18 protein-coding genes are annotated in these 21,057 nt (G+C 29.7%); 17 read left to right on the plus strand and 1 reads right to left on the minus strand.

Annotated elements, in window-relative coordinates:
• Positions 1-124 precede the first annotated feature (124 nt).
• From FNZ64_RS10310 to FNZ64_RS10330, 5 genes are all read left to right on the plus strand, one after another.
• The gene (locus FNZ64_RS10310; RefSeq protein ID WP_341472634.1) at positions 125-2,146 is read left to right on the plus strand and encodes an ATP-dependent helicase; all 2,022 of its coding nucleotides are present in this window, start codon (positions 125-127) and stop codon (positions 2,144-2,146) included.
• A 137-nt stretch (positions 2,147-2,283) separates the two neighbouring features.
• On the plus strand, positions 2,284-2,580 hold the full coding sequence (locus tag FNZ64_RS10315) for a hypothetical protein (RefSeq protein ID WP_142414728.1): 297 nt from the start codon (positions 2,284-2,286) through the stop codon (positions 2,578-2,580).
• Positions 2,581-2,701: 121 nt separating this feature from the next.
• Positions 2,702-3,865: a M20 metallopeptidase family protein gene (locus tag FNZ64_RS10320; protein ID WP_142414729.1), complete on the plus strand. Its 1,164-nt coding sequence runs from the start codon at positions 2,702-2,704 to the stop codon at positions 3,863-3,865.
• Between the two features lie 106 nt (positions 3,866-3,971).
• Positions 3,972-4,928 carry an RluA family pseudouridine synthase gene (locus FNZ64_RS10325; protein WP_142414730.1) on the plus strand — a complete coding sequence of 319 codons (957 nt, stop codon included), beginning with the start codon at positions 3,972-3,974 and terminating at the stop codon, positions 4,926-4,928.
• A 21-nt stretch (positions 4,929-4,949) separates the two neighbouring features.
• On the plus strand, positions 4,950-6,578 hold the full coding sequence (locus FNZ64_RS10330) for a putative polysaccharide biosynthesis protein (protein WP_142414731.1): 1,629 nt from the start codon (positions 4,950-4,952) through the stop codon (positions 6,576-6,578).
• 150 nt (positions 6,579-6,728) lie between these two features.
• Here the strand turns inward: FNZ64_RS10330 and spoVB are convergent, their stop codons facing one another.
• Positions 6,729-8,228, minus strand: coding sequence for a stage V sporulation protein B (gene spoVB / locus FNZ64_RS10335; protein WP_142414732.1), 1,500 nt, complete (start codon positions 8,226-8,228; stop codon positions 6,729-6,731).
• Positions 8,229-8,515: 287 nt separating this feature from the next.
• On the opposite strand from spoVB, the gene FNZ64_RS10340 reads away from it, so the two are divergent.
• The 12 genes from FNZ64_RS10340 (at position 8,516) to FNZ64_RS10395 (ending at position 21,057) form a co-directional block, all read left to right on the plus strand.
• Entirely contained in the window at positions 8,516-9,736 is a 1,221-nt protein-coding gene (locus FNZ64_RS10340; RefSeq protein WP_142414733.1) for a PQQ-dependent sugar dehydrogenase family protein, read from the plus strand.
• A 267-nt stretch (positions 9,737-10,003) separates the two neighbouring features.
• Positions 10,004-10,735: a zinc dependent phospholipase C family protein gene (locus FNZ64_RS10345; RefSeq protein ID WP_341472635.1), complete on the plus strand. Its 732-nt coding sequence runs from the start codon at positions 10,004-10,006 to the stop codon at positions 10,733-10,735.
• Between the two features lie 68 nt (positions 10,736-10,803).
• Positions 10,804-11,310: a hypothetical protein gene (locus FNZ64_RS10350; protein WP_142414734.1), complete on the plus strand. Its 507-nt coding sequence runs from the start codon at positions 10,804-10,806 to the stop codon at positions 11,308-11,310.
• A 2-nt stretch (positions 11,311-11,312) separates the two neighbouring features.
• Positions 11,313-13,001 carry a B12-binding domain-containing radical SAM protein gene (locus tag FNZ64_RS10355; RefSeq protein WP_142414735.1) on the plus strand — a complete coding sequence of 563 codons (1,689 nt, stop codon included), beginning with the start codon at positions 11,313-11,315 and terminating at the stop codon, positions 12,999-13,001.
• 200 nt (positions 13,002-13,201) lie between these two features.
• Entirely contained in the window at positions 13,202-13,528 is a 327-nt protein-coding gene (locus tag FNZ64_RS10360; RefSeq protein WP_142414736.1) for an ATPase, read from the plus strand.
• Positions 13,515-15,467, plus strand: coding sequence for a V-type ATP synthase subunit I (locus tag FNZ64_RS10365; protein WP_243129251.1), 1,953 nt, complete (start codon positions 13,515-13,517; stop codon positions 15,465-15,467). The genes FNZ64_RS10360 and FNZ64_RS10365 overlap by 14 nt, the downstream gene beginning before the upstream one ends.
• Positions 15,468-15,479: 12 nt before the next feature.
• Positions 15,480-15,959, plus strand: a complete 480-nt coding sequence (locus FNZ64_RS10370; protein ID WP_142414737.1) for a V-type ATP synthase subunit K — start codon at positions 15,480-15,482, stop codon at positions 15,957-15,959.
• Between the two features lie 40 nt (positions 15,960-15,999).
• The gene (locus tag FNZ64_RS10375; protein ID WP_142414738.1) at positions 16,000-16,566 is read left to right on the plus strand and encodes a V-type ATP synthase subunit E; all 567 of its coding nucleotides are present in this window, start codon (positions 16,000-16,002) and stop codon (positions 16,564-16,566) included.
• Between the two features lie 19 nt (positions 16,567-16,585).
• Complete coding sequence (locus FNZ64_RS10380; RefSeq protein ID WP_142414739.1) at positions 16,586-17,587, plus strand: V-type ATP synthase subunit C; 1,002 nt, start codon at positions 16,586-16,588, stop codon at positions 17,585-17,587.
• The gene (locus FNZ64_RS10385) at positions 17,574-17,888 is read left to right on the plus strand and encodes a V-type ATP synthase subunit F (protein WP_185903753.1); all 315 of its coding nucleotides are present in this window, start codon (positions 17,574-17,576) and stop codon (positions 17,886-17,888) included. Before FNZ64_RS10380 ends, FNZ64_RS10385 begins: the two co-directional genes overlap by 14 nt.
• 18 nt (positions 17,889-17,906) lie before the next feature.
• Positions 17,907-19,682, plus strand: coding sequence for a V-type ATP synthase subunit A (locus tag FNZ64_RS10390; RefSeq protein WP_142414741.1), 1,776 nt, complete (start codon positions 17,907-17,909; stop codon positions 19,680-19,682).
• Positions 19,675-21,057, plus strand: coding sequence for a V-type ATP synthase subunit B (locus tag FNZ64_RS10395; protein WP_142414742.1), 1,383 nt, complete (start codon positions 19,675-19,677; stop codon positions 21,055-21,057). Before FNZ64_RS10390 ends, FNZ64_RS10395 begins: the two co-directional genes overlap by 8 nt.

The raw sequence follows: 21,057 nt of genomic DNA on the forward strand, positions 1-21,057 counted from the left end.
AATTATCTCCCTCTGATATTTTATTTAATTTAAATATTGTCTATAATCTATAGTAGTACTTATTTATAATTTTAATATGAAAAAGATATTATTACAACTTATAAATATATTTAGGAGGATTAAATTGAATTTATTGCAAAAATTAGATGAAGCACAGGAAAAAGCAAAGCTTACAGAGGAGAAAAATGTTCTTATTGTTGCAGCTCCAGGGTCAGGGAAAACCACAACTATAATAAATAGAGTTGCTTTTTTATGTGACAGTGGAATAAGTAGAGATAATATTATTATTATAACCTTTACTAAGGCAGCAGCAAATAATATGAAAAATAGATATAAAAACTTAACTTCTAGCAATAATGTACCCTTTTTTGGAACATTTCATAGCCTTTTTTATAAAATATTAAAAAGGGTAGGATATAACTTTGATATAATTCCTAATTTTGAAACTATAAATGTAATTAAAGAAGTTCTAAATAAATTTTATGATGAGGTTTCTGAGGATAGGATTAAGGAGATATTAAATTATATCTCAATTTTTAAAACTTCAAATTTAAATCTTTTTGAGTTTGAAATAGAAGAATACCCCATGGAGATATTTAGAGAGGCATACGAAGCTTATGAAGCTTATAAAATAAATAAGAGCTATTATGATTTTGATGATTTGCAAATTAAGGCCTTTAATCTTTTCTCTAAAGATCATAATTTATTAAAGAGTTATAGTAAACTTTTTAGATATATTTTAATAGATGAGTTTCAGGATTGCGATATGCTTCAAATAGAAATTTTAAAGCTTTTTGAAACCATGGGATCCTCAATTTTTGCTGTAGGAGATGAGGATCAATGTATATACGGATTTAGGGGGTCAAGACCTGATTGCATGGTAGATTTCTCTGAACATTTTAATGGAGGTAAAAAGCTGTATCTATGCAATAATTATAGAAGTCCTAAAAATATAGTCCAAACTTCAAAATGTGTAATAAAAAATAATATAATGAGAAATAATAAAAATATCATAGCTAAAAATGAGAAAAATGGTGAAATAAAAATAGAATTATTTAATGATGAAGGGGACGAAGGAGAGACTATTGGAGATAATATTTTAAAAATAGTAAATGGGGATAAATATAAATTTAAAGACAATGCCATATTATATAGAACTAACTTAGAGAGTAGAAGTATTATAGATGCTTTTATAAAAAGGGGTATCCCCTTTAATCTTATAGATAGAGATTATAACTTTTATGAACATTTTATATGCAGAGATATATTATCTTATTTAAGGTTAAGTTTAAATCCTAATGATAGAGAGAGTTTTATTAGAGTTATAAACAAACCTTTTAGATACATAAGCAAGGATAATATATATGCCTTGAAGAATCATATGGAGAGGGATAATTGTTTTGATATACTAGCTTCTTATAGTGATATAAAGGAGTTTCAAATTAAAAAGATAATGGAACTTAAAAAAGATATAAGCTTTTTAAATAGGGTTTCCTTAGGTTCTGCTATTGACTTTGTCTTATATGACCTCAATTATTATAAACATATAGAGGAATATTCCAAAAGGTATAAAACTAAATTAAGTGAACTAGAAGAGATAATAAATGAATTTAGAGAATCCGCTAGTGATTTTAAAAATATTTTAAGTTTTTTGTCTCATGTAGAAAAAGTTAAAGAGGAACTTGAAAATAGCAAAAAACAAAATAGTAATAAGGATGGGGTTTTACTTAGTACTATCCATGGTGTGAAGGGTATGGAGTTTAAAAATGTATTTTTAATAAATGCTAATGAAGGAATTATACCTCATGCAAATTCCACGGACTCTAAAGAGCACATAGAAGAAGAAAGACGTCTTTTTTATGTTGGTATTACTAGGGCTATGGAGAATTTATGGGTTGGAGTTTTGAAAACTTTAAGGGGAACTGCTATAAAACCCTCTAGATTTCTAGAAGAGATGAATTTAGATGAAGATAAACTCCCTATAAACTTTAAAAAAGGCAATAAAGTAATTCATAAATTTTTTGGAGAAGGAGTAATTGTTCATTTAGAAACTAATACAATAGAAATTTTATTTAATGATGGAGTAGAAAGAAAATTAGATTTTACGGTGAGTTATTATCAAGGGTTACTTAAAAAAATTACTTAGGAATAATATATAGATATATGTGCTATACTATTTCTTATAAAATTCAAAAAAATAATAATTTTCCTTAAAATGAATTGACTTAGATATCCAATATGATATACTAAAAAAGGGTTATCTTAAAAAGGGAGGATGATGAAATGATATCTTTCAAAGTAATGTGGGAAGATGTTAAGGATTTACTTGCTAGCGATGGGGAACTTGATATAGATATAATTGAAAAATATAATACGGGATTTACAGTAAAAGAAAATAATAAAACAACTTTTATTACAAAGGATGATTTCGTAGATTTATGGTGTAAAATGTTATATTACAATGAAGTACCTGTTAATTTAAGTGATAATAAGAATTGTAAAGAAAGATATTTATACAGTATATTGAGAAAACTTCCTTATATAGATGATAAATCTGGAGTTTTAAAAATATCAAAATAGATTTTGTGAAATTTTATAAAGTTGAATTTAAAAAGTTAATATTATATAATGTTCTCATTAAGCTCATATTTTTATTTAGAAATATGAGCTTAATTATTAACTTCTGAAAGGGGAAGTTTCAATGGATTTTTTAAAAAAGGCAGAAGAAATTAAAGAGATGCTAATAGATTTTAGAAGAGATTTTCATGAGAATCCAGAATTGGACTTTGAATTATACAGAACCAGTACAAAGATAAAAGAATTTTTAGAAAAAGAGGGTATAGAATATTATGATTGTGCAAAAACTGGTATATGTGCAACCATAAGAGGCAGAGGGCAAAAAACAGTAGCACTTAGAGGAGATATGGACGCACTTCCAATAAATGAAAAGAATTCTTGCTCATATAAATCTAAAAATGAAGGGGTTATGCATGCATGTGGACATGATGCTCATACAACTATGGTACTGGGAGCAGCAAAGATACTAAACTCCATAAAGGATTCTTTAAATGGTAATGTAAGACTGTTATTTGAGCCAGCTGAAGAGACCACAGGTGGTTCTAGGCTTATGATTGCAGAAAAAGCTTTAGCTGGAGTAGATGGAGTTATTGGACTTCATGTGGAAGAATGGATTGAAAGTGGAAAAATAGGCATAAAAAAAGGTGTAGTAAATGCAGCATCTAATCCCTTTACAGTAAAAATTAAAGGTAGGGGTGGACATGGAGCAGCACCACAATATACTGTGGATCCTATAATTATAGCTTCTAATTTAATAGTGAGTTTACAATCAATTATAAGCAGAGAAATCCCCCCAACAGATGCAGCTGTCATAACCATAGGGGAAATACATGGAGGAACAGCTCAAAATATAATTCCAAGTGAGGTTATACTAAGGGGAATAATTAGAACTGTTAGAACAGAACATAGAGAATATGTTAAAAAAAGATTTTATGATGTAACAGAAGGTATAGTTCATTCCATGAGAGGAACTTGTGAAATAGAAATAGAAGAAAGCTATCCATGCCTTTATAATGATGATGAAATGACCGATATTTTAACTAATTCAGCTAGGAAAGTTATAGGAGATCAGAACATTGAGATTTTAGAAGCCCCAAGTATGGGTGTTGAGAGTTTTGCTTACTTTGCTATGGAAAAGCCAGCAGTTTTTTATAAATTAGGCTGTGGCAACAAAGAAAAGGGCATAATACATCCTGCACATAGTGATAAGTTTGATATAGATGAACAGTGCCTAACTATTGGTACGGCTATACATTGTCAAGCTGTATTTGATTTTTTAAATAGATAAAAGATATTATAATATAATTAATTTCATTGTGAATTATAGAAAAACATAATTTTATAGTGTATAATGTTTTAAGTTATTATAAAACAAAGGAACTCAGGAGGATATAATGAGAATAGAAATAGGAATTAATGAGGCAGATCAAAGATTGGATAAACTTTGCAGAAAGTTGTGTAAAGACGTTCCTTTAAGTGCTATTTACAGAGGCATAAGAACCGGTGATATTAAGGTTAATGGTAAGAAGTCAAAAGAAAAGTATATTTTAAGTAACGGTGACATTTTAGAAATAAACAACATTCAATATAAAAAAGAAAAGAAGAGTTTTATAAAGGTAGAGAAAACTAGTCTTAAAATAACTTATGAAGATGAAAATATATTATTAGTAGAAAAGTGGCCAGGAGTTTTAGTTCATTCTGATAAAAATATAGGAGAAGTTACCCTTACTGATCACGTACTTTCTTACTTAGATGAAAAGGGTGATTATACACCAGAGAGTTCCCTAGTTTTTAGACCTACTTCTTGTAATAGATTAGATAAAAATACATCTGGCATAGTTATATTTGGGAAAAACTTTTTAGCCACAAAAGATATAAATGAAATGCTAAGAGATAGGAAAATCGATAAATATTATGTTGCATTAGTAAAGGGAAGAATAAAGGAAGGGTTAAAAGAAGCATATATTGTTAAGAATGAAAATAACAATATTTCAAAGGTTTCTCTTGAAAAGAAAAGTGGTGGAAAAAGAATAGCCATGGAAGTTTCAACATTAGAAACTGTAGGTTCATATTCATTTATAGAAATAAAACTTCTTACAGGAAGAAGTCATCAAATAAGAGCTCATTTAAGTGCCCTTGGAAATCCAATATTGGGAGATCCTAAGTATGGGGATAAGAATATAAATGACTATTTTCATAATAAATATGGACTAAATTTCCAGTTTTTATATGCGTATAAACTTATATTTAGGGAATGTACGGAAAACCTTCAATATTTACAAAATAAGACTATAGCAGAAAGTTTGCCTCCGATTTTTAAGAGAATAAAAAAGGATATAATGAGGTTTTAAAAGTTGTAAAGGGTGTGGATTATGAGTGATATAGATATAGAAAAACAATCAACCACTAAAGGCTTTGCCGTGTTATCTGCAGCAGGGCTTATAGTTAAGGTTCTATCTCTTTTTTATATACCATTTTTGAGGAGAATACTTGGGGATGAAGGTGTAGGAATTTACAGTTATGCTTATAATATATACGTATTTTTATATGTTATAACTAACTCTGGAATCCCTGTTGCTATTTCTAAAAACATTTCAGAATTAATAGCTCTAGGACATTATAAAGATGCTATTAGAAGTTTTAAAATTGCAAGGATTTTACTGTTTATTGTAGGTACATTTTTGTCCTTATTTATGTTTTTTAATGCACAAAGTCTAAGTAATTTTATTGGCAGTCCTAGCTCTAAACTTGCTGTAATGGCTTTAGCACCTACACTTCTTGTGACATCTATTTTAAGTACATATAGGGGATATTTTCAAGGAAGAGGTGATATGACTCCAACTGCTATATCCCAAGTAATTGAACAGGTTTTTAACATATTGTTTAGCTTAGGATTTGCATATTATTTTAATGTAGTATTTGGATTAGAAGCTGGAGTTGCAGGTGGTACTATTGGAACTTGTGCAGGTGCCCTTGCAGCAGTAGTAATATTACTTTACTATTATGAAAAGAACAAGAAAGTGGCAATAGTAAAGGAAGCAAGATTATCCCAAAATAGGTATACTTCAAAAAAACTTTTAAAGAAAATATTAAATTATTCTCTACCAATGACAATTTGTATTGCTATGCAGAATGCAGGACTAATTTTAGATGGTAAAATAGCTAAATGGAGGCTTATGGGAATAGGTTACAATGATAGCACAGCTACTACTATGTGGGGTTGGATACATCAGTATAACACTTTAATAAGTGTTCCTATTACTATAATAATGTCCCTTGCAGCAGCTATATTACCTGCCATATCTACCCATGCAGCCTTAAAAGATAAGAAAAATTTAAGTAGCAATGTAAACTATGCTTTTAAATTATGTTTTTTAATATCAGTACCTTCATCAGTAGGGTTTTTAGTTTTAAGTGGACCTATATGTAGGCTTTTAGGATATAGTAGTCATGCAGCAAATTTGCTTTCTATAGGAGCTTTTAACCTTATATTAATGTCTGTTATGCAAATTCAGACAGCTATTCTGCAAGGTATGGGGAAAATATATTTAGTAACTTATTACAGCATATTAGGCTTATTAGGAAAATTGGTGGCTAATTATATATTTATAGGTATGCCATCCATAGGTATTAATGGTATATTAATAGGAAACTTTGTTTGCTTTTTAATTCCTATAGTTTTAAGCAGTTTAGCCCTAAGAAAAGCTTTGAGAATTAGGCTAAATCTATTTAAAAAATCTAAAAAGATATTTTTTTCAGCCGCTGTAATGGGCTTATCAGTATATCTTCTTTACTATATTTTATATACAGTATGTTCAATTACACTTGGAACAGGGTATATATATAATGCACTAGCTACTTTTATTTCAATTATTTTTGGTGCTTTTATATATCTTTATGTTCTTATATTAACTGGTGGAGTTAAGAAAAAAGATTTCAATGCTTTCCCAAAGAAGGTTCTAAACCTTATTCCGAAGTTTATGAGGGAAGATTTATTATAATAAAGTAATAACCATGCATAAGTAGGAGAGGAAATGCCTTATATGCATGGTTTATTTATATTAAATAATAGAAATTCTTAGGGTAGTGAGGTGGTGATTAAGCGACTTTCATATAAACATTCTCATCTAACATAGCCTATAAATAAAGTGTTAAGTTTCATTGTTTTGTATAAGTACAACTGAAAAGAAGAATAATGAAAATCCTAAAAGTATTATAACAGTATTCTTAAAAATCAAGTTACTATTTGGAATTAATTTGTCTAGAAAGTTAATTAAAATATAGATTAATACTGTAAGAAGAATATTTATAATTATATTACCAAAGTCAAATTCAATTCTACAAAACTTATAGATGTCTATGAAATTTAAAATTAATCCTACTATGGAAACTATTAAGAAAGATATACCATATCCATAAATGTTTATTGAAGGAATTCCCATTAAAATATAAAATAATATTACTTGAAGCACTGAGGTTATAAGGGAATTTATAAGAACTTTTTTCTGCTTTCCTATACCATTTAATATACTAAAACTTGAGGATGCCATATAAGCAAAAGGAGCTGATAGAGCTGAAAGTTTAATATATTCGCCAAGGTCTTGTCTTCCGAAAAACATAACTCCTAAATTCTTAGGAATGGTAACACAAATTATTAAATTTCCAAGTCCTAAAAGCAAAGAGATTTGCATAACTTCTTTTATTCTATTTTCTAAAGAGTAAAAGTCATTTATAGCGATACTTTTAGATATATCGGGAATAAGCAAAGTAGATATAGAAAAAACAATTATCATAGGAAAAAATACAATAGTAAGTGCCATACCTGAAAATCTACCTATCATACTTAAAGCAGTATTATAGTCTATACCAGCTGCTACAAGTCTTCGTGGGATTAATAATGTAGAAAAAGATGAAATAGCTGTAGTTAAAAAACCGTTTATACATAGAGGTACAGCAACAATTAGAAGATTGAATAACAATTGAAAACTTGATTCAGTTTTTCCAGAGCTATAGTTTTTTTCTTTATTGGCTTTATAAGATATAAAGAGCAAAATAAAACTTAGAAATTCACCTAAAGCTAGGGCTATATAAGTTACTGTAACTGTATAGGTTATATCCTTAAGATTTAGGAGTTTAATAAGGGCAATTAGACTTATCATCCTTATGGCTTTTTCGAATACATCTATATAAGCAGGGATTTTTACATTAGATATTCCGAAAAAATAACCTTTATAAATAGAAGAAAGGGCCACAAAAATTAAAGCAGGTGCAATTGCCCAAAGGGAATATAAACTTCTACTATCCTTTATTATATATTTTGATATAAGTGGAGAAGAAATTATAAATAATCCAGATATAAGGATTGCCCAAAGTAAGTCAAATAGAAGAGAAATACGAACAGTTTTTCTTAAATTCCCATAATCCCTCTTACTATAATAGAAAGAAGCTTCCTTTGATAGGGCAGTGAGAATTCCCCCACAGATAATGCAGCAGAACAAATCATATATAGGCATAATAATTGCATATAATCCTAAACCTTCAGAACCAAGTTCCCTAGATAGTATAATAGAAAAAAGAAATTTTAAAATCCCTGTAATGAGATTGGAAAGTGTTAAAATAAAAGAGTTTTTATAAAAATTATCCTTACTCATTTAGTCCTCCTTTAAAAAGCTAGAATTCAAACAAATTGATCTTCAACTTAAATATAGCCATATATATAATAGGGCAAATATATGTAATACTTATATGTTGTCTATGTTGTTTATAGTATTTCAAAGTGCTTTTTTATAAAATCAAATGTTTGGTCTTTTTATATATACTTTTTTTCTTCATAAATTATGATAAAACTTATAATTTATTAAATGGACTTTGTTCTCATATAATTGCCTATATAAAAATATATATAAACTATGATTAATATTGATATGAGGTGAATTTTTTGAAGAATAGAAGTAAAATATATTTATTATTAGCTTCTTTAGTCATTGTGATTATAGGTATTACTGGATTTTTAAAATTGAATTTTTATTCCATGGATTTAAAAGTAGAGGATGATAATTTAAAAGCTGAAGAAAAATTTAAAGGCTTTGAAGGCGCAGTGGACTTTACTTATGATGGTAAAGATACATATTTCGTAGCTTTTAAAAACAAAATACAGGAATTTAATGAAAAGGGATGGAGCAATACAGTATTAAAAAATAAAGATTTAAATATAAGTAGTATAGAATATAATGAAGGAAATCTATACTTTGCCTCTAATAACAAAGTATATTCTTATAATTTAAAAAATAAAAGACAAGAAGTTATATTGAAAGAGATACCTAATTATGGTGATTATAAGGACAGTATGCTAAAAATTAAAGGGGAATATCTTTTTGTTACCATAGGTTCTGCAACTAATTCTGGAGTGGTTGGAAAAGATAATAAATGGGTGGAAGACTATCCTCATAATCATGATATAACTCCAAAGTCTATAACAATTAGAGGAGAAAATTTTGGCGAAGAGAAAACAGGAGCTTTTGTACCCTACAAAACTCAAAATATTAAAGGTCAAATATTAACTAGAGGTTTTCCAGGAAATTCTTCAGTTATAATATATAATTTGAAAACTGGAGGAAAAGAAACTTTTGCATGGGGTATTAGAAATATTAAAGGTATAGATTTTTCAAGTGAAGATAAGATATTTGCAACAGTAGGAGGAATGGAAAATAGAGGACATAGACCAGTTGTAGGAGATGTGGACTATATTTTTCAAATAAAAAAAGGACTATGGTATGGATGGCCAGATTATAGTGGCGGAGATCCTGTAACATCTCCAAGATTCAAGGGGGAAAAAAACACGGGAATATCATTTTTGCTAGATAAGCATCCTAGTACTAATCCGCCAGCTCCATTTGTTCAGCATAAAAAATTAAATGATTTAGGTGTTTTAGCTATAGATAGAGAAGAGGTTTTGGGAGAAAAAGATAGTATATTTTTTTATGAAAAAAAGGATAATAGTATATGTGAGGTTAAAAAAGATAAAGTGATAAGTAAAAAAATAACCTTACCTCAAAGCAGTGAAGTTTCTAGTATGAAATTTTGTAACGGAAATTTAATAATTTTAGATAGCAAAAATGGTATCATATATTATGTATATAAAGACAAGGTTATTTCATAAAAAGTTATGACTTCATCTAAACATAAGATTAGACAATTAAAGTGAGTCGTAAACACTTTAATATAAATAGAGTTTTAATCCATAGTGAAAGCTTTTACTCCAACTAAGGATTAGAAATTGTTATCCATGGAATAGTTACGCTCCTCTCCCACTTAAAAAGCAGAGAGTTCAAATCTTCGATTTGGTAGCAATTGCTTTCACAGAGTGCGATGTGGGTATTAGAATAGATAGTCATTGGATAAAATAATTAAAGGATAAGTGATAAGAATGAAAGAGGTTACATTTGTAAAAAAGTTTGAGAGTGCTTATGGCCTTACAGTCAATAAGGCTTTTAAAATGGTAAACCCAATAAAGAAAAAACTAGTTAAGACACCTTGCATAGTGCATCAGTTTATTAATGAACAAGCTTTGGAAATACTAAAAGAAGAAGGGTATAATGAGATATACTTATTCTATAAAGGATTATTACATTTTTTAAATCAAGGAGTAGTATGGGCAGATCAAGATTTTAAAAGTATAAATCATTTTTTTCACTATAAAGAACATAGGGGATTATATGGGTTTTCTAATGCCCTGGAGCTATGTACTAACTATTATAATTTAAGTAAATTAGAACTTAAAAAAGATGATTTATATAAAAGTATATTTTATTTAGGTGCAGCTCTTCACTTAGTTCAAGACTCAACGGTACCACATCATGTTAGTAATAAACTATTAAGACAGCATAGGCATTTTGAGCAATGGATAATTTATAAAGTTGTATATGAAGAAAAATTTAGATATATCAGTACTGTTGTTAAGTATCCTAATCTAGATGAATTTATAATAGAAAACGCTAAGAAAGCTTACGATATTTATTATAAAAATCAAGATATAGAAGATATTGATGAGAGATATGATAAAATTGCAACTAATATAATTATTAGGGCAGAGAGTACTACAGCAGGCGTATTATTAAAATTTTATGAAGATGAAATTTTAACAAGGACAAATAACTAAAGTTATTTGTCTTTTTTTTACATTATAGTATAATGTAATAGTAAAACATGGAATATAGGAGTGGTATAATGAGCGAAAATGTTATAACAGTTTCAAAAGATATGTTTAAGGGAGATGTACTAGATCTTAGTTATGGTGATTTTTCTGTGTTATATCCTATTTTTAAAAAAGAAGAAGAATTAGAGGTCGAATATGTAGAAAAAGCATTTGGAAAAAGAATAATACAAAAAGAGGGGTTTGATACAGCGGTAGTTATGTTCACCTTTCAAAGTATAAATTCAAAATTAGGTAAGAAAAATCTTTTAAAAGAAATTAGCGAATATATAAAAAGTAGCGGATATCTTCATATATGGGATATTGATAAAGGATATGGGAAAACTTTTAGAGGAAATATAAGAGTTGATTTACAAGAAGAAAAAAATAAGAGTAAAACAATACAGATTAAAAATTTTAAAATAACTACAGATAATTCTATGGAATCTATGTTAAGATTAATACAAGAATATTTTACTATAGTTACATTTAAAAAAGATGAAGAAATATACTATATTAAATGTAGGAAGAAAGGACGATAAGGATGAAAGTATTACTAGTTGCACTAAATTCACAGTACATACACTCTAATTTAGCTTTAAGATATTTGAAAGCATACACAAAACACATGGACTATAATTGTAAGTTAAGAGAATTTACAATTAACAACAGAATAGAACAGGTATTACAAGATATAATGGAAGAAGAGCCAGATATAATATGTTTTTCTACTTATATTTGGAATGTTGAAATGGTGAAAATTTTAAGTAATCTTATAAAAAAAGTTAATAATAATATAGAAATATTATATGGGGGGCCTGAAGTAAGTTTCTCCAGTGAAGAGTTTTTAATGGAGGCTAAAGGGGATTATATAATCAAAGGAGAAGGAGAGGAAACTTACAGAGAATTTATGGAATATAAGTTAGGTATAAAAGATATTAATAGTATTAAGGGGTTATATTATAAGAAGGAAGAAACTGTATATTTTAATGGCATTCGTCCTAATATGGATATGAATAAAATAGTATTTCCATATGAAGAACAGGAAAATCTTAAGGATAAGATAGTGTACTATGAAGGCTCTAGAGGATGTCCTTTTAGGTGTAAATACTGTCTTTCATCTACAGATAGAAATTTAAGGTTTTTAGATATAGAAAGAATTAAAAAGGAACTTCAATTTTTTATAGATAAGGAAGTAAAATTAGTAAAGTTTGTAGATAGAACTTTTAATGCTAATCATAAATTTGCTATGGAAATTTGGGATTACTTAATAACTAATGCAAAAAACACTTCTTTTCACTTTGAAATATCTGCAGATATACTAAGAGAAGATGAAATAGAACTATTATCAAAGGCACCTTATGGACTTTTTCAATTTGAAGTTGGGGTTCAGAGCACTAACAATATTACTTTAAAAAATATCAATAGAATGGTAAATTTCTCATCTATAGAGGAGAAGGTTTTAGAAGTCAAAAAACTTAAAAATATTAAACAACATTTAGACCTAATAGCAGGGTTACCAGGTGAAGATTTAAATTCATTTATTAATTCCTTTAATCATGTATATTCTCTAGAACCAGAAGAAATTCAATTAGGATTTTTAAAGTTATTAAAAGGGTCTCCAATGCTAGAAGAGGCTGAAAAATGGGGCATGGTATATTCACCATATCCACCCTATGAAATATTAAAAACTAATGATATTACTTATGAAGAGTTAGTGTTACTAAAGAGAGTTGAAGAAGTGGTTGATAAATACTATAATTCCGGTAAGTTCCACACTATAGTGAATTATTTTATAGATAAATTTACGTCTCCTTTTGATTTCTTCTTAGAACTATCAAAATTTTTTAAAGCTAAGGGGTATTTTAGAAGAAATATTAATTCTACAGATTATTATAAGGTATTTTTAGATTTTAATAGTGAAATACTAGGAGATGAAAACAATAATTTAATAGAGATTATAAAGTATGAGTACTTACTTTATAATAAAAGAAATTGGATTCCAGAGTTTTTAAGATCAGAGCTTGTAAAAGAAGAAATAAACCAGATTAAGGATACATTAAAAAAAGAAGACCCTAAAATTAATTTTTCCAAAGTACATATACAAAAGTTTAATTTAGACATAAAAACTTATTTAGAAAAAAACATTACAAAAAACACTGAAGTATATGTAATTTTTTACGAAAATAAAGATAAGGTTAAATTTATAACAAGTTATAATTCTATAACTTAAAAGTTACGAAAAGTATCTTTAAGTTATAAGAAAATTATCACATTATAAATTATTTTAGGGAATATTATTAATTTAATGTTAAAGCACTTGAAAGGAGGTTAAAAAGTTAGTATAATAATTACAAGTTGTATTTAATACTATATTAAGTATTATTAATAATACAATAATTTGTTTTTACTATTTTAAAAGGTGGTGATAACTTGGCAGTAGAAGCAATACAAAAAATAAAAGAAGCTGAGGAAAAGGGTGCAGAAATCATTGCAAAAGCTAAAGAAGAAGCTAAAAACCTTATTAAAACAGCTGAAAAAGAAGCCGCTTTAAAATATGAAGATATAATTAAAGCAAGCAAAGAGGAAGCAGAAGCCCTAATTAAAAAGGCAGAGGAAGAGGGAAGAAAAATTGCTGAACCTATTTTGGAAAAAGGGATAAGCGAGAGGGAAGAAATTTTAAATATGGATAGTAGCAAGACCAGTAAGGCAATAAATTTAATCTATGAGAGGATAGTGAAGTCTCATGGCAATAGTTAAAATGAGTAAATTCTCTTTACTTTCCTTTGAGAGAAAAAAGGATGTTTTGCTGGATACACTTCACAAATTTGAAAAGGTTCAATTTATAAATCTTCAAGAAAGAGAAGCAGAAGAGTTTCAGTTTTTCAATAAGGATTCTGAAAAAGTTAAGCTATCAGAAATAGAAGATAAAATAGTAAAAATTAAATTTTCTATAGAACTAATTCAAAAGTTTATAGAAAAACAAGGTACTGTAGAAGCACTTAAAAAAGGGAAAAGTACTATTTCTTATGATGAGCTTTTACAAATAGGGACTAATTCAAATTGGGAAGATTATTATGTATCTCTAAAGGAAAAGGAAAAGAGATTAAATGAAATCAAAAATGAATACACAAAATTAAATTCTGAAATAGAAGTTCTTAATCCTTGGATTAATATAGATGCTAAATTAAGTCATCTTAAAGGGATGAAAACTTCTTTATGTTTTATAGGAAGCATTCCTAAGTTTTCAAAGGATGCCTTTCTAGAGGAATTCAATTCAAAGATTCTTCATTCTTATGTGGAGATTATAAGTGAAGTAAAGACAGATTTAAATTTATTAATAATTCTTCATAAAGATGAAGAAAAAGAAGCATTAGAGGTTCTTAAGTCTTTTGGATTTAACAATATCCATCTTACTTATGAAGAGATGCCTTCAGATGTAATTAAATCTTTAGAAGAAGAAAAACAAAAGCTATTAAATGAAGAAACAGATATAAAGGGAGCTATAAAAGAATTTGGTGAGAAGTTAGAAGAAATAGAAATTGTATATGAGTATTATTCTAATTTACACGATAAAGCTACAGCCACAGAAAACTTCTTAAAGAGCAAAAATATTATAGTTCTAGAGGGGTGGGTTCCAACAGAAGAAGTTTCGAATTTGGAATCTACTATAAAAAGTGTTGTAGGAGAAGATTACTATTTAACCTATGAGGAAGCTGAAAAGGATGATAGCGAGGTACCAGTATTACTTAAAAATAATAAAATAGTATCTGCTTTTGAATCCATAACAGAAATGTACAGCTTACCAAAATATAATGAAATAGATCCTACACCACTATTAACACCATTCTATTTGGTTTTCTTTGGAATGATGTTAGCTGATATAGGATATGGACTTTTAATTTTAATAGCAACTGCTTTTGCTCTTAAATTTTTTAATCTTGATGAAAAGCAAAAAAGTTTTGCGAGATTCTTCTTATATTTAAGTATCCCTACTATTATAGCGGGGGCTGTGTATGGAAGTTTCTTTGGTGGAATAATAGATCTACCTAAATTAGTAGATACAAATAAAGATGTAATAGTAATATTAATTGCGTCTATGAGTTTAGGAGTAGTTCAAATTTTTGCAGGATTAGGAATAAAAGCTTATATGCTAATAAGAGAAAAAGATTATCTAGGTGCATTATTTGATGTAGGGGCTTGGTATGCTACTTTAATAGGAGCGTTCCTTTTATTAGGTGGAGGAGCTTTAGGATTATCAGCATTAGTTGTTACCATAGGAAAATATGTAATGATAATTGGAATGGCAACTATTGTATTGACTCATGGTAGAGAAAATAAAAGTGTTGGAGCTAAGTTAGGTGCAGGACTTTATTCCTTATACGGTGTATCAGGATATGTTGGAGATTTAGTTTCCTATTCAAGACTTATGGCTTTAGGACTTTCAGGTGGTTTTATTGGATCAGCATTTAACATTATGAGTGGAATGCTTGGCAATGGAATAGCTAAATGGATATTTGCTCCTTTAATTTTTGTTTTTGGACATATATTCAATTTACTTTTAAGTGCCTTAGGTGCTTATGTTCATACTGCAAGACTACAGTATGTTGAATATTTTGGTAAATTTTATGAAGGTGGAGGTAAAGCCTTTAAACCTTTTAAATCTACAAATAAATTTATAAATATTAAAAACAAGTAGGAGGAATAGAATATGAAAGGATTCATGGATTTTTTAATTCAAAGTGGGGGACTTATATTTGCAATCTTAGGTATTGCAGTTGCAGTTATCATGTCTGGTATCGGATCGGCTAGAGGAGTTGGTATGGTTGGTGAAGCAGCTGCAGGATTATTAACTGAAGAACCAGAAAAGTTCGGTAAAGCCTTAGTTCTTCAATTATTACCAGGTACACAAGGATTATACGGTTTTGTTATAGGACTTATGGTTTTCTTGAAGTTAACAGGTGATATGACATTGGGTCAAGGATTATATTTCTTCATAGCATGTCTTCCAGTTGCTTTTGCAGGGTGGAAATCAGCTATAGCACAGGCTAGAACAGCATCAGCTGGTATAGCAATACTTGCTAAAAACCCAGAACATACAACAAAAGGTATAGTTCTTTCAGTTATGGTTGAAACTTATGCTCTTTTAGGATTTGTTATTTCTCTATTATTAGTATTTAAAACATTTTAATTAAAGTGTTAAAAATACTTTATATTAAGGATGTGAAGATATGTCTAATATAGAAAACTTAACTTCTAAGATTATAGAAGATTCTAAAAGAGAAGCTGAAACTATGCTAAGTAAAGCTAAGAAAGAAGCTGAAGAACTTTTAAATTCTAAGATTAAAACTGCCCAAAATGTAAAGGAAGATTTGCTACAAAAGGCAGTATTAGAAGCTAAGAGTAAAAAGGATAGAATAATTTCTGGTGCAGAACTAAAAGCTAGAAATGAAAAGTTAAAAGCGAAGCAAGAAGTAATAGATAGAGTTTTTAAAGACACCATAGCTAAACTCTCTACAATGAATGAGGAAGAATTTACGAATTTCCTAAAGAGTAGTATATCTTCTTTAGAATTGCAAGGTGGAGAGGAACTTCTAGTTTCTAAGGATTTAAAAAAATGGATAAATTCTGAGGTTGTTGAAAGTTTAAATCTTAAACTTTCAAAAGAAGAAAGAGATATTCCTTCAGGGTTTATTATAATTAATAATGGTATTGAATTAAACTATACTTTTGAGGCCTTAGTTCTTTCTTTAAGAGAAGACTTAGAATATCAGGTTGCAAGTATATTATTCAATTAGCCTTAAGGAGGATAGCCCTATGGATAGAATGGATTTTACACAGGCTGTATCTAGAATTAGAGTTCTAGAGAAGAGACTCCTTAATAAAGTAAAAATTGAAAGAATGATAGATAGTTCCTCTGCAGATGAGGCTCTTAAAGTTTTAAATGAAACAGAGTATTCAGCTTTAATGAGTGATGTAAAAAGAGCAGAGGACTATGAAATACTTCTACAAAAAGAACTTAAAAGAGTGTATTCTCTAATTAGAGAAATTACACCTTATGATTCCTTAACAGATATCTTAAGTATTAGATATGATTATCATAATATGAAGGTACTTTTAAAAGGAAAAGCTCTAGAGCAAGATTTCTCTGGAATCTTGACTCCTATGGGTATAGTAGAAGTAAATGTGCTTAAAGATGCCATAAATTCTTTTGATTTAAGATCCCTACCTGAAAAATTTGCAGAAGCTATAAAAAGTTCTGAGGAGGAATTTAAGGAGTCAAAGGATCCACAAATTATTGATATAATATTTGATAAATATATGTATAGCGATATGCTAGAGAGGGCTAGTATTTTAAAGGAGGAGTTTGTATTAGATTATATTAAATCTAGTATAGACTTGACAAATATAAGAACTCTTATAAGAGTTAAAATGCAAGATAAACCTTTAAACTTTTTAAAGATTGTACTTTTAGAAGGTGGAGATTTAAAGGTTGATACCTTAATTAACCTTTATAATGATTCTTTTGAAAATATAATTTCAAAATTATCTTCTACAAAGTATAAAAATGTTGTAAAAGAAGGTTTAGAGGAATTCTTATCAAATGGCAAACTTACTCTATTTGAAAAGTTATTTGAAGATTACTTAATGAGTCTTATAAAAAATGCAAAATATGTTCACTTTGGAGCAGAACCATTATTTAGTTATATTTTGGCTAAGGAAACTGAAATCAAAATAATAAGAATTATAATGGTGGCAAAATTAAACAATGTCCAAAGTAGCGTAATCAGAGAAAGGTTGCGTGATATATATGTATAAAATAGGGGTTGTAGGAGATAAGGATTCAATACTAGCCTTTAAAGCAATTGGAATAGATACTTTCCCAGTAATTGAGCCAGTAGAAGCTCAAAAAACTATAGATAGATTAGCAATGGACAAATATGCTGTTATTTTTGTAACAGAGCAAGTTGCGGTTAATATAGAAGAAACAATAGAGAGATATAATAGACAAATGCTTCCTGCCGTTATTTTAATACCAAGTAACCAAGGATCACTAAATATTGGATTACAAAGAATTAGTGATAATGTGGAAAAGGCTGTAGGCGTAAATATATTATAGAAAGGTAGGTAGGAGAACTTGAAGATCGGAAAGATTATTAAAGTTTCAGGGCCATTAGTTGTTGCAATGGATATGGATGAAGCTAACGTATATGACGTTGTTAAAGTTGGAGAAAAAGGTCTTATAGGTGAAATCATCGAAATGAGAGATGATCGTGCTTCTATTCAGGTTTATGAAGAAACTGCAGGAATAGGGCCTGGAGACCCAGTTGTTACTACAGGAGAACCTCTAAGTGTTGAACTTGGACCAGGTCTTATAGAGGGTATGTTTGATGGAATACAAAGACCACTTGATGAATTTATGAAGGCTGCTGGATCATCTTTCTTAACTAAAGGTGTATCAGTACATTCATTAAATAGAGAGAAAAAATGGGAGTTTCAACCCACTGTAGCTGTTGGAGATAAAGTATCACAAGGTGATATTATAGGTACAGTTCAAGAAACAGCGGTTGTAATTCATAAAATCATGGTTCCTTATGGAATAGAGGGAACTGTAAAAGAGATAAAATCAGGAGAATTTACAGTAGAAGAAGTAGTAGCTATAATTTCTACAGAAAAGGGTGAAAGTGAATTAACTCTAATGCAAAAATGGCCTGTTAGACGTGGAAGACCTTTTGCACAAAAACTGAACCCAGTAGAGCCAATGGTTACAGGACAAAGAGTTATAGATACTTTCTTCCCAGTAACTAAGGGAGGAGCGGCTGCAGTTCCAGGACCATTCGGAGCTGGAAAAACAGTTGTTCAACACCAAATTGCTAAATGGGGAGATGCTGAAATAGTTGTCTATGTTGGTTGTGGAGAACGTGGAAACGAGATGACAGACGTTTTAAATGAATTCCCAGAACTAAAAGACCCAAGAACTGGCGAAAGCTTAATGAAGAGAACAGTTCTTATAGCAAATACTTCAAATATGCCAGTTGCAGCGAGAGAAGCTTCAATTTATACTGGTATAACCATAGCAGAGTACTTTAGAGATATGGGTTATTCTGTATCTATTATGGCAGACTCAACTTCAAGATGGGCAGAGGCTTTAAGAGAAATGTCTGGTAGACTTGAAGAGATGCCAGGAGATGAAGGATATCCAGCATACCTAGGGTCAAGACTTGCAGACTACTATGAGAGAGCAGGCAAGGTTGTATGCTTAGGTAATGATGGAAGAGAAGGAGCAGTTACAGCAATTGGTGCCGTATCACCTCCAGGAGGAGATATTTCAGAGCCAGTAACTCAGTCTACACTTAGAATAGTTAAAGTTTTCTGGGGACTAGATTCTCAATTAGCTTATAGAAGACACTTCCCATCTATTAACTGGATGACATCTTACTCTCTATACTTAGAGAAAATAGGACAGTGGATAAATGAAAATGGTTCACCTGAGTGGACTAAATTTACAACTGAAGCTATGGCATTACTTCAAGAAGAAGATAAATTACAAGAAATTGTAAGACTTGTTGGTATAGATGCCCTATCTGAGGAAGATAGATTAAAGCTTGAAGCAGCTAAATCTATAAGAGAAGACTACTTACAACAAAATGCTTTCCATGAAGTAGATACTTATGCTTCCTTAGAAAAGCAATATAAAATGTTAAGATTAGTTCTTGCTTTCTATGGCTTTGGAAAGAAAGCACTAAATGCAGGTGTTTATCTAGATAAAATACTTAAACTTGAAATTAGAGAGAAAATAGCAAGAGCTAAATATATAAGTGAAGATGAAAAAGATAAAATCGACAATATCTACACTGAATTAGAAGAAACTATAGAAAACCTAATTGCAGAAGGAGGTGTAGTTAATGCTTAAAGAGTATAGAACAGTAAGGGAAGTTGTAGGTCCCTTAATGCTTGTTGATGGCGTTGAAAATGTTAAATTTGACGAGCTTGTTGAAATAGAAATGCATACTGGAGAAAAGAGAAACGGTAGAGTACTTGAAATCAATGGCGATAAGGCAATGGTTCAGTTATTCGAAGGTTCTTCAGGAATAAACTTAAAAGGAACTAAGGTTAGATTCCAAGGGAAACCATTAGAGCTTGGCGTATCTGAAGATATGTTAGGAAGAGTATTTGATGGAATAGGAAAGCCAAAGGATGGTGGACCTAAAATTATCCCTGAATTTAAAAGAGACATTAACGGAGAGGCTATAAATCCATTTGCTAGAGACTTTCCATCGGAGTTTATTCAAACAGGAATATCTCCAATAGATGGACTAAACACTCTAGTTAGAGGACAAAAGTTACCAGTATTCTCAGGTGCAGGACTTCCACACTCTCAATTAGCTGCTCAGATTGCAAGACAGGCAAAGGTTTTAAATTCTGATTCTAAGTTCGCAGTTGTTTTTGCAGCTATTGGTATAACTTTCGAGGAAGCAGAATACTTTGTTGAGGAATTTACAAAGACAGGGGCTATTGATAGATCAGTTCTATTTATGAACTTAGCTTCAGACCCTGCTATAGAGAGAATAGCTACTCCAAGAATGGCTTTAACTACAGCTGAATACTTAGCTTATGAAAAGGGAATGCACGTACTTGTTATAATGACAGATATAACAAACTACTGTGAAGCTCTACGTGAAGTTTCAGCAGCTAGAAAAGAAGTTCCAGGTAGAAGAGGATATCCAGGATACCTATACACTGACCTTTCAACTTTATATGAGAGAGCTGGAAGATTAAAAGGTGTAGAAGGGTCTATTACACAAATACCTATTCTTACAATGCCAGAGGATGATAAAACACACCCAATTCCAGACTTAACTGGATATATAACAGAGGGACAGATAATTTTATCAAGAGAATTGTATAAAAAGGGTATAATGCCTCCAATAGATGTTTTACCATCCCTATCAAGATTAAAAGACAAGGGTATTGGAAAAGGTAAGACAAGAGAAGATCATGCAGATACTATGAACCAGCTTTTCTCTGCTTATGCACAAGGAAAAGAGGCAAAGGAACTTGCAGTTATCTTAGGAGAGTCTGCTCTTTCAGATACAGACAAAATGTTTGCTAAATTTGCAGAAGCCTTTGAAAATGAATATGTAGCACAGGGCTTTGATACGAATAGATCAATAGAGGAAACATTAAATTTAGGTTGGAAACTTTTAAGTATTTTACCGAAGTCAGAACTTAAGAGAATTAGAGATGAGTATTTAGAAAAATACCTACCTAAAAGAGAGGGTGAGTAA

It is taken from the genome of Hathewaya massiliensis (genome assembly GCF_902143515.1).
Classification (GTDB): Bacteria; Bacillota; Clostridia; order Clostridiales; family Clostridiaceae; genus Hathewaya; species Hathewaya massiliensis.